The 15,967-nt window shown below is 47.2% G+C and carries 12 protein-coding genes and 4 tRNA genes; 4 read left to right on the plus strand and 12 right to left on the minus strand.

All coding sequences use genetic code 11. From position 1 onward, the window contains the following. Positions 1–25 precede the first annotated feature (25 nt). Positions 26–1,366 (plus strand): N-succinylarginine dihydrolase, encoded by a 1,341-nt coding sequence (gene astB, locus ACXAGC_RS10410; protein ID WP_474844329.1) that lies wholly within the window; start codon positions 26–28, stop codon positions 1,364–1,366. A gap of 71 nt (positions 1,367–1,437) precedes the next feature. Here the strand turns inward: astB and ACXAGC_RS10415 are convergent, their stop codons facing one another. After that, on the minus strand, positions 1,438–4,077 hold the full coding sequence (locus ACXAGC_RS10415) for an Ig-like domain-containing protein (protein WP_474844330.1): 2,640 nt from the start codon (positions 4,075–4,077) through the stop codon (positions 1,438–1,440). A 120-nt stretch (positions 4,078–4,197) separates the two neighbouring features. On the opposite strand from ACXAGC_RS10415, the gene ACXAGC_RS10420 reads away from it, so the two are divergent. Further along, entirely contained in the window at positions 4,198–5,544 is a 1,347-nt protein-coding gene (locus tag ACXAGC_RS10420) for a dicarboxylate/amino acid:cation symporter (protein ID WP_474844331.1), read from the plus strand. 59 nt (positions 5,545–5,603) lie between these two features. On the opposite strand, the gene lolE is transcribed toward ACXAGC_RS10420, so the two are convergent. From lolE to dnaQ, 9 genes are all read right to left on the minus strand, one after another. Beyond that, a complete protein-coding gene (gene lolE / locus ACXAGC_RS10425) occupies positions 5,604–6,839 on the minus strand; it encodes a lipoprotein-releasing ABC transporter permease subunit LolE (RefSeq protein WP_474844332.1) in 1,236 nt (411 codons plus the stop codon). Continuing rightward, a complete protein-coding gene (gene lolD, locus ACXAGC_RS10430) occupies positions 6,836–7,522 on the minus strand; it encodes a lipoprotein-releasing ABC transporter ATP-binding protein LolD (RefSeq protein WP_474844333.1) in 687 nt (228 codons plus the stop codon). The genes lolE and lolD overlap by 4 nt, the downstream gene beginning before the upstream one ends. A gap of 104 nt (positions 7,523–7,626) precedes the next feature. Further along, positions 7,627–7,703: transfer RNA gene (locus ACXAGC_RS10435), tRNA-Asp, on the minus strand. 23 nt (positions 7,704–7,726) lie between these two features. Beyond that, positions 7,727–7,803, minus strand: a tRNA-Asp gene (locus ACXAGC_RS10440). Positions 7,804–7,828: 25 nt separating this feature from the next. Further along, a tRNA-Asp gene (locus tag ACXAGC_RS10445) sits at positions 7,829–7,905 on the minus strand. 30 nt (positions 7,906–7,935) lie between these two features. Beyond that, positions 7,936–8,012, minus strand: a tRNA-Asp gene (locus ACXAGC_RS10450). Between the two features lie 16 nt (positions 8,013–8,028). Then, positions 8,029–8,223: a hypothetical protein gene (locus ACXAGC_RS10455; RefSeq protein ID WP_474844334.1), complete on the minus strand. Its 195-nt coding sequence runs from the start codon at positions 8,221–8,223 to the stop codon at positions 8,029–8,031. 32 nt (positions 8,224–8,255) lie between these two features. After that, positions 8,256–9,689 (minus strand): TIGR03503 family protein, encoded by a 1,434-nt coding sequence (locus ACXAGC_RS10460; protein ID WP_474844335.1) that lies wholly within the window; start codon positions 9,687–9,689, stop codon positions 8,256–8,258. Then, complete coding sequence (gene dnaQ, locus ACXAGC_RS10465) at positions 9,665–10,381, minus strand: DNA polymerase III subunit epsilon (protein ID WP_474844336.1); 717 nt, start codon at positions 10,379–10,381, stop codon at positions 9,665–9,667. Before dnaQ ends, ACXAGC_RS10460 begins: the two co-directional genes overlap by 25 nt. 139 nt (positions 10,382–10,520) lie before the next feature. Between dnaQ and rnhA the strand changes: the two genes are divergently transcribed. Further along, positions 10,521–10,985 carry a ribonuclease HI gene (gene rnhA / locus ACXAGC_RS10470; protein ID WP_474844337.1) on the plus strand — a complete coding sequence of 155 codons (465 nt, stop codon included), beginning with the start codon at positions 10,521–10,523 and terminating at the stop codon, positions 10,983–10,985. A 235-nt stretch (positions 10,986–11,220) separates the two neighbouring features. Here the strand turns inward: rnhA and ACXAGC_RS10475 are convergent, their stop codons facing one another. Next, the gene (locus tag ACXAGC_RS10475) at positions 11,221–12,099 is read right to left on the minus strand and encodes a LysR family transcriptional regulator (RefSeq protein ID WP_474844338.1); all 879 of its coding nucleotides are present in this window, start codon (positions 12,097–12,099) and stop codon (positions 11,221–11,223) included. A gap of 100 nt (positions 12,100–12,199) precedes the next feature. On the opposite strand from ACXAGC_RS10475, the gene ACXAGC_RS10480 reads away from it, so the two are divergent. Continuing rightward, positions 12,200–13,273: a YeiH family protein gene (locus ACXAGC_RS10480; protein WP_474844339.1), complete on the plus strand. Its 1,074-nt coding sequence runs from the start codon at positions 12,200–12,202 to the stop codon at positions 13,271–13,273. Positions 13,274–13,424: 151 nt separating this feature from the next. Here ACXAGC_RS10480 and ACXAGC_RS10485 read toward each other — a convergent pair whose 3' ends face one another. Then, entirely contained in the window at positions 13,425–15,845 is a 2,421-nt protein-coding gene (locus ACXAGC_RS10485; protein ID WP_474844340.1) for a bifunctional diguanylate cyclase/phosphodiesterase, read from the minus strand. Positions 15,846–15,967 lie beyond the last annotated feature (122 nt).

A 15,967-nucleotide genomic window follows, 5' to 3' on the forward strand; every position in this document is an offset into this window, starting at 1 on the left:
TGATCCATTTCCAAGAGGCAATTCCATGCAGCAATTTGAAGTAAATTTTGACGGACTCGTTGGCCCTACCCATAACTATGCAGGGTTATCAACCGGAAACGTTGCATCTCAAAATAATGCCAATGCTGTCAGCAATCCTAAAGAGGCAGCAAAACAAGGTCTGGCGAAGATGAAAGCGCTGGCTGATATGGGAATGAAACAAGGTGTTTTAGCGCCGCAGGAGCGTCCTGACATCGCCATGCTGAGACGTCTGGGCTTTTCCGGTTCAGATGCACAGGTTCTTGATAAAGCTGCAAAGCAGGCGCCTCAGGTCTTTCTTGCCTGTTGCTCCGCCTCAAGCATGTGGACAGCCAATGCAGCAACGGTTTCACCCGGTGCTGACACACTGGACGGCAGAATTCATTTTACCCCGGCCAATCTGACCAATAAGTTCCACCGTTCACTTGAACCGGCGGTAACCGGTGCCATATTGCAGGCAACCTTCGATGATGACAAATACTTCGCTCACCATACTCACCTGCCCGATAACGAGCATTTCGGCGACGAAGGTGCGGCAAACCATACCAGGCTGTGTACTGAATACGGCAAAGCCGGTGTAGAGTTGTTCGTTTACGGCCGGTATGCGTTTAACCACAGTAAACCTGCACCGGTGCGTTACCCTGCAAGACAAACGTTTGAAGCCTCACAGGCTATTTCCCGCCTGCACGGTCTGAAAGATGAAAAAGTGGTGTATATCCAGCAGAATCCGGATGTGATTGATCAGGGAGTCTTCCACAACGACGTGATTTCAGTAGGTAACCAGAACGTCCTTTTCTATCATGAGCAAGCCTTTTTGAATACCGGCTCCGTACTGAAAGAAATTCGCCGCAAATTTGGTGAAAGTCCGCTGCACTTCATTGAAGTACCTACCAGTGCTGTTTCTGTAATGGACGCGGTCAGTACCTATTTGTTTAATACTCAAATCATCACCCTGCCGCAGGGTCACATGGCAATTATTGCACCGGCAGAATGTCAGGAAAACCCGGCAGTTTCTGATTATTTAAACACCCTCACAGCCATGGACACGCCGGTAAAAGAAGTGAAATACTTTGATGTTAAGCAGAGCATGCGAAACGGCGGTGGCCCGGCCTGTTTACGGTTACGCGTAGCCATGAATGAGAAAGAATTAAAGGCCGCAAACCCGCATACGCTGATGAATGACATCCTGTTTGCCCGTCTGAATCAGTGGGTGGAAAAACACTACCGTGACCGCTTGTCTGAGCAGGATTTACGGGATCCGCAGTTACTCACAGAAAGCCGTACCGCCCTGGATGAACTGACACAAATCATGAAACTCGGTTCGGTCTACCCCTTCCAGCAGGTTTAATTAATCTTACGGACAGGCAGATATGAAAAAGCCGTCACTTCAGGTGACGGCTTTTTTGTCAGAGAGCTGAATCACTCAGCATCTGTACATTGGCTACTCACTCCGAACGGACTGGAAGGTGGCTGAATATTTTCATTCGAAGCATCATCTGCAGCGATTGCAAACAGATACTTCATACTCGCACTGGCTTCACTACCTGTAGACTGTGCAAATACAGAAATCTCAGCTTCGTAAAATCCGGCATATTCTCTGGGATAACGGAGTTCCAGCGTTGCCTGCCCATTTTCATCAGTTTCGTTGATACCATCCTTGAATGTCAGTGAACCAACAATACCGGGAGTCAGGAAAGTATCGCGGTTAATGTCTTCACCATTGGAAAAGTCTGTAGTATCCGAAGCCAGGCGCTGAGCATTAAAATTACCTGAATCTAAAATACCGTTTCCGTTAATGTCTTCGTTCACACATTCAGCAGTATAGGTACCCAGAATATTCCCGTCAGAATCTACATCACGGATAACCCATACAGGGTCAACCCATACCCAGTATCCCTTGTAGAATTCACCACCATCGGCATATTTTACAGGTGTAGACGATGCTGTCAGCGACACCCCTTCAATTGGCTGTCCCACCGAATCCGTTACAAACACAGCAAACTCTTTCAGGTATGTTGTGCTATCGGGTTTTTCAATTTCATTACCGGTACCGATTGATACGTCAAATGCCCGGTTTCCTACAGTCAGTGTTACATCGCCGGTTACAGCTACATCATCAACCACTGTTGCTGTTACCATCACCGCATCTTCGCTGGTTACTGCACCGGATGTGAATACTGTTGAAGCAATACCGTTACTGTCAGTGGTTGCCTGTGACGGTGAAATGGAACCGGTACTGGTGTCGTTCACTGTAAAGCTGACAACTTTGCCTTTCACCAGGTTGCCCGCAGGGTCACGGACTATCGCAGTAATGGTACTGGTTTGTCCGTCAGGGCCAATCTGATCAGGAGACGCATCCACATAAAGGCTGTCAGCATCGGTGGCAATAAACTCTATATCAACTGTCGCACTCACTTCATTACCGTCACCGTCCACGCCGGTTGCAGTTACAGAAGATAAGCCGGCATTGGTTGACGCGATATCAAAGGACAACTCACCGTTAGCGTCGGTAGTACCGCTTTCATCGCCCGGGCGAATATCACCACGGGATGCAGTAAAAGTTACTGTTCCGCCGGCAAAAGGGGCATTGTCTTTGTTCCAGCTTACTGTCAGTGTGGTGTAATTCGCTTCTTCATAGCTATCATCCGGTGCAACAGCCACTTCTTCCGCAGGCACAGTGGTAAAGGAAAAGTCATCTTCCTGTACGGCGACTGTGAAACTGCCAATAGCATTCAACGCAGACGCTGTGACCGTGGACGAACCTGATACAGTACCGGTAAATTGGACGGTAGCCTGACCATTCGCGCCAGTTGTGACAGATGACGCTGATAATTCGCCGGATGTTGCAGCCAGTTCGATGGCCTGATTAGGAATATTTGTGCCATCCGAGTCCTGAACCCGCAAAGTAAGAGTGGTGGAATCATTAATAGTAATTGAGCGGGCACCATTAATAGTGACCTCAGTACCTGAAATCTCAATGTCGATGGTTTGCGTCAGGTCGCCGGCGGCAGCAGTCACAGTGACAATGCGGTTAGCAGCATTATTCTGACTGGTCAGTCTGGCTGTTGCCGTACCGTTTTCCAGTGTCTGGCTGTCAACCTGCTGAATTTCTACACCAGCTGAAGAAGGTGCAGAGAATGACACATCAACCCCTTCCATTAATACGCTCTGAGCATTTTTAACCAGTGCAATTAATTCAATGTCATCTGAACCGCTGGAAGCCAGTTGTACCGAAGTGGTGTACAACTCAAGAACAGCCGGCACTTCCGTGATAACAGATGCGCCTTCAGAGGAAAAAGTGGTAGAAGCAGTAGTCCCGTCAGGTAATGTAGCGGTAACTTCACCGTCACCTGAGGCACTGCCAACAGCAAGGCCGATAGTCGCCGCGCCGGTATCATCAGTGCGGGCGGTAGCCGTGTCGTTTGAGAAAGTGGCAATATTTTCATCAGATAACGTGAAATCAATCAGAGTATCGGTAAGCGGATTATCGAACTGATCTGTCACATTGACGTTGAGTGTCAGTGCATTGTCTGATGCAAGATTACGGTCAGCCTCACCCGCCTGGTTTACCAGAGTCAGCGAAATTGTGTAGACCGCGTTTTCATCCGAACTGCTGCCGGACGAAGTAAATGTCGTTGTGCCTTCAGTACCATCAGGTAAAGTGGCTGTGATCTGACCATCACCGGCCGCTGTACCAACGGTAAGATCAATAGTGGCAACACCGGCATCATCTGTACGCGCTGTGCCGGTATCATTACCGAAAACAGCCAGTTCTTCATTAGATAATGTGAAGGTAATTAAGGTGTCTGCCAGCGGCGCCCCGTCATTGTCAGTCACTGTCGCATTCAGTGTTAACGGGTTATCTGTCGCAAGATTACGGTCAGTCTCATCATTCTGGTTTACGAGAGCAAGAGAAACCGTGTAAGTTGAGTCAGTGTCGCCAGAGTCTCCTGAGCCGCTACTGCTGTCGGATTCACGCTCTAACGAGCCGCCGCCTCCGCAGGCAAATAATAAGAACAGCATACTGAACAGCGTCAGAGACTGGGAAAGTGTTTTCATAGTTGTCTTCCTGGACCTCTAGTAAATGACAATACTGAAATATTTTTCATTTCAATCTGATAAGATTCTGGCACACTAAAGCTATAACAAAATCAATAACATTGTTGTTAGGGAACCCACATGTCTCAATCTGCTAATAAGCTTAGCCTCACTGCCAGAATCTTTATCGGCATGGGCGCCGGAATCATTACCGGTTGGTTACTTCAGCTTCTTTTCGATAATAGCGGAGATTTTCGCTTTTCGATATTCGGCTTTGAATTTTCCACGTATACCTTTTTGGTAGAAGGTATATTCTCCACAATCGGTGCTATCTTCATCGCCAGCCTGAAAATGTTGGTTGTCCCGTTAGTGTTTATCTCACTTGTATGCGGTACGTGCAGTTTATCTGACCCGGGAAAACTGGGTCGTCTTGGCCTCAAATCCGTATCGTTATATATACTCACAACAGCTATCGCAATTACACTGGCCATCAGTCTGGGATTAGTTGTCAGCCCCGGCAGTAACGTATTAATGCCCACAGATGCAAGCTATGTGGCTAAAGAAGCCCCTTCCTTCTCTCAGGTTATTATTAACATGTTCCCTACCAACCCCATCAAATCCATGGCGGAAGGAAACATGCTGCAAATTATTATCTTCGCCGTGTTGTTCGGTGTAGCTATGGCGATGACCGGCGATGCCGGCAAACGTCTGGGCGCGGTATTTGAAGATTTAAATACGATTATCATGAAACTGGTTACCATTATCATGAATCTGGCGCCATACGGGGTGTTCGTATTAATGGCTAAACTGTTCAGCACCATCGGTGGTGATATGCTTGGCAGTCTCGCGAAATACTTTTTCCTCGTATTAGTCGTGCTTATTCTGCATGGTACGATTGTGTATTCAGTGCTTCTTAAAACCATGACCGGTCTGAGCCCGTTTACCCTGATTAAGAAAATGCGCGACGCCGCCCTGTTTGCCTTCACCACATCCAGTAGCAGCGCCACCTTACCGGTGACCATGGAAACTGCACGTAACAAACTGGGCGTGGGCAAATCGGTTTCTTCTTTCACGCTTCCACTGGGTTCAACCATCAACATGGATGGTACTGCCATTATGCAGGGTGTAGCCACCGTGTTTATCGCACAGGTTTATGGTGTGGATCTGACACTTGGTGATTACATTATGGTGGTCTTCACCGCCACACTGGCTTCAGTAGGTACGGCAGGTGTGCCGGGCGTAGGCCTTATAATGCTTGCTATGGTACTGCAACAGGTGAATCTGCCTGTGGAAGGTATCGGTTTGATTATCGGTGTCGACCGTTTACTGGATATGACCCGTACTGCCGTTAACATCACCGGTGACTGTATGGTTTCCTGTGTGGTGGCAAAGAGTGAGGGTGAACTGGATGAAGCGGTTTACAATGACCCGGATGCCGGCATAAATGAAGAAACGGTGGACTTCGAACACTTCGATAAAAATGCTTAAAAGAAAAAAGGTGGCCCCGGCCACCTTTTTTTATATTCACAGAGCACGCATAATTATTGTTATCCGTTCAGTGCTCTTGCCGGATCAACCTTTACTGCCCTTGAAGCCGGATACCATGTTGCCAGCAAACACAATACAAAGGCAGTCGATACAGTAATAACCACGTCCTGCCACTGCAATTCTGACGGCAGAAAATCGATAAAGTAAATATCTCCGGACAACACCGTTATGCCTGTCAGCTTTTCAATAAAAGCGACAATGGCAGAAAGATTAGGCGCCACGAATACCGCTGCCACGGTGCCGCAAACAATACCGGTCACACCGTTGATAAGGCCCTGAATCATGAATGTGCGGCGGATAAGACTGTCTCCTGCCCCCATGGTTTTCAGGATTGCTATTGCTCCCTGTTTTTCTCTGACGGCCATCACCAGAGTGGACACAATGTTAAAACAGGCTACGGCAATCACCAGGGTCAGTGAAATCATCACAACAACACGCACCAGTTGAATGTCGTTATAGAGGTGTCCCTGGGTACGCATCCAGTAGGAAATATAAACCGCCTGGCTGAAATCATAACCAATACTGCGCATGGTGTCATAGGCATCGTAAGGGTCTTTCAACATAAAACGCAGGCCCTGGGCACCGGTGGTTACGCCGGATTCTTTTGAAGCGGTGTTCAGGTGCATCATCGCCAGGTAGTTATCCATTTCACCACCTACGTTCAGACTGCCCGCCACAATAAGATGCATCAGATGGGGGGCTTTGAATGCCATATTGTCTGTCGCTGTCGGGATAAGAACACCAATGCGGTCACCAGCCGATAACGACAATTTCTGCATCAGTCCCTGCCCCAGCAAGATTTGATCATCGCCCGAGGTAAACTGTTCCCAGCCGGCTTTCGTCACCTGATCCCGCCAGCGGTCATGACTGGCGCGGCTGATATCAAGACCGGTAATTTCGACAGCTTTCAGGCTACCCTTATGCTGCAACATACCGGTGATTTTTGTATAAGGCTCAATGCGCTCCACCCTGGGATCCTGCTCAAGGCGGGCTATCTCTTCTTCCCAGTTTTCAATGCCTTCACTGTTAACGGCGTAGAGTTCGCCATGAGGGATAACAGCAAGAATACGGTTCAGCAATTCCCGTTCGAAACCGTTCATCACCGACAGCAAAACAATGAGTACAAAACAACCGAGGCCAATTCCCACCGTGGAAGAGAAGGAGATAAAAGAAATGTAGCCATTTTTTTGCTTGCCGCGCCGGAAACGCGAAGCAAGCTGCCATGCCAGATTCAACCTGCCGCCTCCCCGTGAAGCAATCCGTCTTTAATATGCAAAGTACGGTTCATTCGTGCGGCCAGCGCATTATCGTGGGTCACGACAACAAAACTGGTGCCCAGGCTTTCACTGAGAGATGTCAGTAAACCGTAGACCTGCTCGCCGGTTTTGTTGTCCAGATTTCCGGTTGGCTCATCGGCCAGAACCAGAGCGGGACGATTTACCAGTGCACGGGCAATTGCAACCCTTTGACGTTCGCCACCTGATAAAGCGGATGGCTTATGCATCAACCGGTGCGTTAACCCCACCTGTTCCAGCATGTCAGTTGCCGCCTGTTTTGCCTTTTTTTCCGGCATACCGCCAATCAGTAAGGGCATGGCTGCATTTTCCAGTGCTGAAAACTCAGGGAGAAGATGATGGAACTGGTAGATAAAACCAATTTTCTGATTGCGCAGTGCCGCCAACTGAGACGGTTTCATACCTGTCATAGACTCGCCATGAAACCAGACTTCACCTTCATCAGGTTTGTCCAGGCCGCCGAGAATATGCAGTAAGGTACTTTTTCCTGAACCCGAACTGCCTAGTATAGCGACATGCTCAGAGGTCTTTACGGTAAGTGACACATCAGAAAGAACCGGCGTATCTGTTTCGCCATCATGATAAGTTTTTGAAATCCCGCGACACGCGAGTAGTGCATCCATATGAAATCTAGCTTCCGGAAGTAATTCTACCTGAGCGAATACTAACGTGAGGGATGCAAATGACCAACAGAAAGCGTTGAAAAACAGATAACTTTAGAGGAAAGTGGCGGAGCGGACGGGACTCGAACCCGCGACCCCCGGCGTGACAGGCCGGTATTCTAACCAACTGAACTACCGCTCCACTGGGATATTGTGTCTCTTGAATGGCGGAGCGGACGGGACTCGAACCCGCGACCCCCGGCGTGACAGGCCGGTATTCTAACCAACTGAACTACCGCTCCACACAAGAGAAGGCGCGAAACTAAATGGCGGAGCGGACGGGACTCGAACCCGCGACCCCCGGCGTGACAGGCCGGTATTCTAACCAACTGAACTACCGCTCCGAAGAACCATATTAGTTTTGCTATTGAAAGTGGCGGAGCGGACGGGACTCGAACCCGCGACCCCCGGCGTGACAGGCCGGTATTCTAACCAACTGAACTACCGCTCCACTTTTTTCAATTTTTTCAGCAGCTTGCAGATTCTTTATTGAAGTCTCTGCCCTGACTGCGGCGCAGATAATACGTATTCCCTATGGTCGAGTCAACGGTTTTTTTAGATAAAATGTGCCAACATGCATCGTTTGCCTGATTATTCGCCATAATGATGTAATAACCACCGTATAGCATGCTGGCAGGGCCTGCAAACCGTGTTTCTGCCATTTAAGTCACCTGGTGAAAACCACACTGCCCGACTACTTTTCTTCGCTGTCAGGCTTCTTCTTTTTAAATTTCGACAGTAAACCAGCCAGCATACCCGGCTTTTTCTCTTTATCTTCTGCGCCTGTAGTAGCCTGAGGCGCTGCCGGAGCAACCGCAGGTTTTGCAGCCTTTTTCCGCTTCCATACAATAAAGCCTACAATGAGCACACCAATCAGTATTATCGAGCCGTTTACCACTGCAATAAGCATGATCATTGTGCCGTCATCCATTCCGGGCTCTTCCGGTGGCAGTTGTACAGACGGCATGGATTGCGTGTCTTTTAACAATGCGGCTTCAAGATCCCCTGCTCCACCTGTCACAGGCGCTTCGTCACTCTCTTCGCCACCGGTTTCGCCTAAAAAGGTATATTCCGGCACATCGAGGATCACGTCCCTGCCATCGATGGTGCTCGCGTAGGCAGTGATCTTTACTCTGAACAAGCCGTCTTCATAGGCGAGGATCCGGTGTAAGCGGGCTTCAGATGAAGGTTCAGTAATGGAAAAGTTCTGAATATCGCCATTGGGAAACCTGACCTTTCCGTCTATCAATAATGATTCAATATCAATCTGGTCACGCACCACATCAATATGTAAATCGTGGTAACCCTGTTGTCCGTCATCCAGTGTTTCACTCAATACCACGGGGTTCGGGTGTAACATGATAACCGGATCAATTTGTTCACGGGAAAACATGGGAGTGTCCACGGTGAAAACAGGACGCCACTCACCGGAAGGGATTGCCAGATTAAACTGACCGGTGAATACGCCATCTTCCGGCGCTTCGTCCATGCCCCTGCCATTATCTTCAAAGGTGGCGATAAGTTCGTCTTTCGCGCCAAAGTTATCAAAATTCGGATTATTGGTACTTTTGAGTTCGATGGACAAGTCAACCACTTCACGGAAAGCCGAATAATCAATGGGCTTGCCACCATTAGTCAGATAGGCGGTTTGTTTGAGCACTTCACCGGAGAATATAACTGCCGGCAGAGGATCGGCATGAAGCTCAATGCCTGAAAGTACCATCACCCGGCTTTCCGGTAACACCTGCCCTACAGCCTGCCAAGGTCCCGGCACCGGATTTTTTATCTTAATCATGTCGAAGGTATCATCGTCATACCATTCCACATTATTTTTTTCAGCCTGAGAGGAAAATATCTTAGAGCCGTCGGGACGCACCAAAACCACGGGTGCAGAGCCAAATTCACGGAAGAAAACCATGGTCATTTCATCCACTTCATGATCGATGCGGAAGCGGTTACGAAGCAAAAGAATAGAATTTTGATAATCGTCACCCAGTGCGGTTAACGCACTGGTGTCGACGGCCGGTTCATCACCGGCCTGCTGTGCTGACAGCGAAAAACTGCCGGCAATAAAGAATAGCCAGATAGAAGTTAAAAAAGGAATTAACTTTCGGGAGTTGCTCGCCACAAACACTTTCCACCGCTCTTTTGCACAATATCCAGTCGTGCTTCATGTTGTTCTAATTCATCGGCGGAGGCGCGGATAACCTTTAATTTATTTCCGTTTCGCTGAATACGCCGGATCCCCTGAGTATCGCCGCTCCCTTCGCTGTTCTGGCCGGCCAGATTCAATTTTGTCTGGCCACCGGTCATCAGCAGATAAACATCAGCAAGAATTTCGGCATCCAGCAAAGCGCCGTGAAGTTCACGGTGGCTGTTGTCTATACCATAGCGCCGGCACAATGCATCGAGGTTATTTTTCTGCCCCGGGTGCATCTTTCTGGCAAGAGATAAGCTGTCGAGCACAGAGCAGATATCGTGAGTTTTGACCCCGGCAGTGGGAGCATTCATACCGAATTCGTGATCCATAAAGCCGACGTCGAAGGCCGCGTTATGAATTACCAGCTGAGCACCGGTGATAAAGTCGATAAAGTCCTGCGCCACGTCTGCAAACAAAGGCTTGTCTGCCAGAAATTCATTGGTAATCCCGTGAACTTCAATCGCTTCCTGTTCAACAATTCGCTGAGGGTTAATGTACACATGAAAATGATTGCCGGTGAGTTTGCGGTTAACAACCTCAACACAGCCAATTTCAATGATACGGTGACCTTCTTTAGGTTCGATACCCGTGGTTTCTGTATCGAGCACGATTTGACGCATGTCTGCAACACCTTGTTTTATCTTATAGTTGCCGGGTGCCCCGTGAATTTCAGATTTTCGCTGGCACAGGCGGTTTCAGTTCTTTAGTATACCAGGACATTATCCCGGAAACACATTTCTGACGTAAAAAAGGCCCTTCATGGCAAAGAAAAAAATCGCGATATATACCGATGGTTCCTGTTTAGGCAACCCCGGACCAGGCGGATATGGCGCACTGTTGATATTCGGAAAACACAAAAAAGAAATCAGTGAGGGTTTTAATCAAACCACCAATAACCGCATGGAACTGATGGCCCCCGCTGCTGCACTGGAATGTCTGACAGAAGCCTGCATTGTAGACATTACCACCGACAGTCAGTACGTTAAAAACGGCATAAACCAGTGGATCAAGAACTGGCGCAAAAACGGCTGGCGTACTGCCGATAAAAAGCCGGTAAAAAATGCAGATTTGTGGAAGCGTCTGGACGAAGCAGTGAAGAAGCACGATGTGGACTGGCACTGGGTTAAGGGCCACTCCGGCCATCCGGAAAATGAGCGGGTTGATGATTTAGCCCGTGAAGCTGCCGGCAGTCCTACGCAGGACGATACCGGCTTTTCCGGTTAATTCACCGGTGCAAAGAAAAACTGGCGGATACAGAGATGATTATCCTTTTGAACGCAACACCTCAGGTACGTATTTTGAGTAACGCAGGGTAAATTCATGGATGATTCAAAAATCGTTTTAGTCACTGGTGGTAGCCGCGGTATTGGGGCTGCTACTTACAGATGTTTGCCGTAAAGCAATATAGGGTTTTATTTAAAGCAGTGTTCAACCCAATCGAGTCCTTATGCTGCATTACTTACGCCCGACTCAGACTTAAAAAAGCGATGGCAGCGGGTGAGCGGGGACGGGTGTTATGGGTCATGCAAAACAGAGAACGCGGCTCCGGCTGATGCAGCGACTTAACAGGTAAGCGCTGAACGCTGTTGAGCGCCAGCAATGGCGCAGCCACCACATCGGGCAGCAGCGCGATACCCATCCCAGCGGCAACAGCATGAATAATGGCTTCGTTACTGCCCAGCGTTATGGTCTGAAACGGCGCAATCTGATGTGCGAGAAAATACTGTTCATTCACACTACGCGTCCCTGAACCGGGTTCCCTGACTAGCCAGGTCGCCTGCTCAAGTGCCGGTATCTTTTTCTCGGGGGATGCGCCGGTGCTAACGCAGAACAGACTTAACGGCTCGCTTTTCCAATGTTCACAATGAATAAGTGGATGAACAATTTCACCTTCCACATAACCCAGTTCAATATCATTTTGCAGAAGCGCCTGTTCAATGTGCGAAGAGTTAGCCACGTTCAATGATATATCGATATCAGGATGGTCACGGTGAAACCGGGCCAGAAAGTCGGTTAACCAGTAACTGGCCACGGTTGTACTGGCACCGATATTGAGCTGTCCGCGGGTGAGTCCGGCGCGGGCTTTTAAGTCCTGCTCGGCGGCTGCTTCAATCGCAAAAATTCCCGTAGCGTGTTCCAGCAAGGCAAGGCCTGCTTCGGTCAGGCGAATCGTTTTGCCTTTACTGGCGCGTTCAAGCAATGGCAGGCCTGCAATGTGCTCAAGCTCTCTGATCGCTTTTGACACTGCCGGCTGACTAATAAAAAGCGCCTCTGCTGCCAGTGAAAAGCTACGCTGAGTAGCCACTGTATAAAATACCCGCAAACCATGCAAATTCATTGTATAACCTAAAGTTACTCAAAAATGAAAATAGTGTATTTGAGTAATAGTAATGCCGGGCGTAGATTAAATGCAACTTCAGCTATTGCAGGAAAGCGCCATGCCATCACCAATACACCCAGACAATCCGAACACGGACAATTCTCGTCATCTTGCGGGCGGCCTGATCATTGTGTTGCTCATCGCTGTTGGCGCGACAGGCCTGGCCCGGCTGGAGTGGTTTTCCCAGGCCGGTATCAGCCCGCTCACGCTGGGCATAGTGATAGGTATGCTGGCGGGCAACCTGATTACGCCGGGCCTGTTAAAGCACATTGATACCGGAGTAGAGTTTGCCAAAAGCCGGATTCTTAAAACCGGTATTGTGCTATTTGGATTTCACTTTACGTTCAGCGAGGTTATTGATTTAGGGTGGATTGGCTTATTGATCGACCTGGTTATTATGTCGGGTGTATTCACGGTGGCCTACATTACTGGTCGGGGACTACTTAAACTGGACAGTCACACCAGCCTGCTGATAGGTGCAGGTTCGGCTATTTGTGGTGCTGCAGCCATACTGGCGACAGCCCCTGTGATTAAGGCAAAAGCTGATAACGTTATTATTGCCGTGGCCACTGTAGTTATCTTTGGTACCACCAGTATGTTCATTTACCCGTTTATCGGTGCGTATCTGGGGTTATCTGACCATGCTTTTGGTATATATGCCGGCTCTACCATTCATGAGGTCGCGCAAGTGGTTGCCGCCGCCAGTGCGGTCAGCCCCGACGCAGCACAGGTAGCGGTGCTGGAAAAAATGATCCGGGTGATGTTGCTGGCGCCTTTTCTTATTGTACTGGCAGTGCTGCCTGCACAACGCGCGCAGGCAACTAACGACTCTAAACAGAACTTGTCAGCAGGCAGACACAATTTTCCACTGGCCCAGATGCCCTGGTTTGCCATTGTTTTTTTACTGGTCATTGCCCTGAATTCTCTGGGCAAGCCGGACACAAACGTAATTGCGCCACTATTAGAACTGGATAATGTATTACTGACAATGGCGATGGTGGCATTAGGATTAAAGACCCATCTCAAAGTAGTGCGGCAGGCCGGCATGAAACCACTAATACTGGGGCTGGTGTTATTTATCTTCCTGATTGGCGGGGGAGCGCTTATTAATAAGTTTTTATTTTTTGTGTAAGCGTTTCTATACGTTACGGCTTTTTGAACACTTTACCAGTCACTGCCTGGCAGAGTAGTGTATAAAATTATAACAAACAGGCACGTATAAGCGCTCCTGAATAAGGAAAAATAAAGGTCTGTGAATTTTATTCAAAAATAACGTCCGAAATTTATACAAGTTCATAATCATTCAAAACCACGCCTAAAGGTTGTGGTTTTGAAACGTAAAAACCTTGAAGAAAATCGCATCCCATTTCAAACAGTAGATCGGCCTGTGCTTTAGATTCTACGCCTTCTGCGACAACCTTTATTCCCAAATTTTGGCTGAGCTGTATCATTGCTTCACACATTAAATACGACGACTTATTTGATGTAATGTGTTGCACAAAGCTCCTGTCTATTTTTAGTAAATCGATGCGATGATCCAGAATGTACGACATAGAGGAATAGCCGGTTCCGAAATCGTCTAAAGCGATATCTATGCCATGTTCCTGAATTTTGCGCAACGCTTCTTTTGTGGCATCCTCAGAAGACATTAACAGGTTTTCAGTAATTTCAATAACTATTCCATGTCTAGCACTTTGATCCCGGCGGTGATTTTCTAAAAGTTGCTGCAACAAATCATTAGATGCTCCCCGATGACCTGATAACTGTAACGGCGATACATTGACACTCACCTGTATATCATTCCCAAACCGCAGTTGAAGGCTCGGAAGTGCAGCCAATGCTTGTTCAATAACCCAATACCCAATATCAAAAATCAAACCTGAATGCTCAGCCAACGGAATAAATTCCGCCGGAGATACCTTAACGCCATTATGCTGCGTCCATCTCAATAATGCTTCAAACTTCACAACACGATTTTGCTTATTAACAATAGGTTGAAAGTGCAGAGTGAGTTCATCTCTTTCAATTGCCAGCCCCAAAGCTTCAGTTAGCGAAGTACGCCGTAGCAAAGCGTTTTTTAATTCGAGATCAAATCGGCAAACCCTGTTCTTACCTTGACATTTAGCTGCATACATTGCCTGGTCTGCCGCAGACATAATATCGGAAACAGAATCAGCATCTTCCGGATAAAATGCTAATCCAATACTAGCCATTATCGACATCGAAAAATGCGAGACTTGAATGGGCTCACTAATCAGTTTAAGCAATGATTGACAATCAGTAACAACACGTTCGCTTTTTTGATATTGGTCAACAATAATTGTGAATTCATCACCTCCTTGTCGAGCAATAAACCAGTTCGCAGGTAGCTGCTTGCTTAACCTATCCGCCAATATATGCAAAACTCTATCGCCGACCTCATGCCCCCGGGTGTCATTAATTTCTTTGAAATTATCTAAGTCGATATAAATTACGGAAAATTTAGGTGAATATGATGCATAGCCTTTTTCAACAATCCGCTGCGCAAACGCATTGAATGCCGATCGGTTTGCCAAGCCAGTTAGAGAATCCCGCGATGCCTGATTACGTAACCTTTGTTCGGCAGAATGCTTTTTGTCAGCCATGTTGAACAACGACTGTCGAAGGGAATCCATTTCCTCTATCCCAATACCTTCGTCACTTTGGATCTCTTTACCTTCACCCAGAGCATCAGCGAAGCTTGAAAGGTTGTCTAGTGGACGTTGAATATTACTTCTGAAAAAAAGCCACAAAATAATAAGTACAAATGCCACAAACGCAGTAAACAACAATAGCTCATAATAAAATGAGCGAAGTATTGAGTTAAAACCTCTATCAATACTAATCCCCGTCACAAATGTTAACGATATATCTTGATCTTCAACACTTAAATGATGGCTGAAAAATATTCGACGAACTCCATTTGGCCCTATTCGCGTTTCACCATTTTTAATCTGTGAATACCCTTCAAAGCTAAGATCATCATTTAAACTGAATACCACTTTAGAATGACGATCCAAAATATATGCGACGCTATTTTTTGGTAACACCATTGACCTGACAAAATGTCCCCACCATTCCACTGATGCAACAACAACCGCAATACCAGTCACCTCATTTGTGTTACTTTCACTAACAATTGGGTAAGCAAACGCCATAACAAATTCGCCCGTAGATGAGTCAACTTGTATTTCACTGGTTACATAGGTCTTAGTATTTATAGCTTTTGAAAAAAAAGGCTGTTGAGCCAACCCTGAGACAAACTCGCTATCAGATGCCGCACATGCTAAATGACCGTCTATAGAAAAAGCCACTATATTCGTAACGTGCATATTCAACCGGTTTTGTTCTTTTACAAACTCAATACAGCGGTTTGAGAAAACATCTTTTACGGCTTCTGATTCAGCTAACCGCCGCAAATAGATATTGGTACCGTTTACAATGTTCTGCTGATTCCGCACCGATTGCTCAGTAACGAATTCTGCCCTGCCACGCAATTTTTCAATTTCATTATTTATCGCAGTGTTAAAATGAACAAGGATCAAGCCGTAGCAAGGTAAAATTGCCAAAAAAATAAGTGAAAACAAACGCCCTTTTAATGATCCAAATATTTTTTTAATCATTACCTTTGCACTTAAACATAAATAAGATGAATATTTTATCCATCTTACACTATTAATTTTCATTCATAAAGACGTTGCTTCTTTTGTGAAAAATCGCAGTTCATATTCTCTACGAAGCTTACCAAGTTCCTTTTCGATCTTGTTCCATCTTCTTTCCTGATATCAGAAAGATCTCATTTGTCATC

This window comes from Alteromonas sp. AWJ4_197 (assembly GCF_056160285.1).

Excerpts from the sequence above, each read along its gene's own strand:
- ACXAGC_RS10420 (WP_474844331.1), top strand. The coding sequence starts at position 4,198 with ATGTCTCAATCTGCTAATAAGCTTAGCCTCACTGCCAGAATCTTTATC.
- dnaQ (WP_474844336.1), bottom strand. The coding sequence starts at position 10,381 with ATGCGTCAAATCGTGCTCGATACAGAAACCACGGGTATCGAACCTAAA.
- ACXAGC_RS10455 (WP_474844334.1), bottom strand. The coding sequence starts at position 8,223 with ATGGCAGAAACACGGTTTGCAGGCCCTGCCAGCATGCTATACGGTGGT.
- ACXAGC_RS10415 (WP_474844330.1), bottom strand. The coding sequence starts at position 4,077 with ATGAAAACACTTTCCCAGTCTCTGACGCTGTTCAGTATGCTGTTCTTA.
- astB (WP_474844329.1), top strand. The coding sequence starts at position 26 with ATGCAGCAATTTGAAGTAAATTTTGACGGACTCGTTGGCCCTACCCAT.
- ACXAGC_RS10480 (WP_474844339.1), top strand. The coding sequence starts at position 12,200 with ATGCCATCACCAATACACCCAGACAATCCGAACACGGACAATTCTCGT.
- ACXAGC_RS10475 (WP_474844338.1), bottom strand. The coding sequence starts at position 12,099 with ATGAATTTGCATGGTTTGCGGGTATTTTATACAGTGGCTACTCAGCGT.
- rnhA (WP_474844337.1), top strand. The coding sequence starts at position 10,521 with ATGGCAAAGAAAAAAATCGCGATATATACCGATGGTTCCTGTTTAGGC.
- ACXAGC_RS10485 (WP_474844340.1), bottom strand. The coding sequence starts at position 15,845 with ATGAAAATTAATAGTGTAAGATGGATAAAATATTCATCTTATTTATGT.
- lolD (WP_474844333.1), bottom strand. The coding sequence starts at position 7,522 with ATGGATGCACTACTCGCGTGTCGCGGGATTTCAAAAACTTATCATGAT.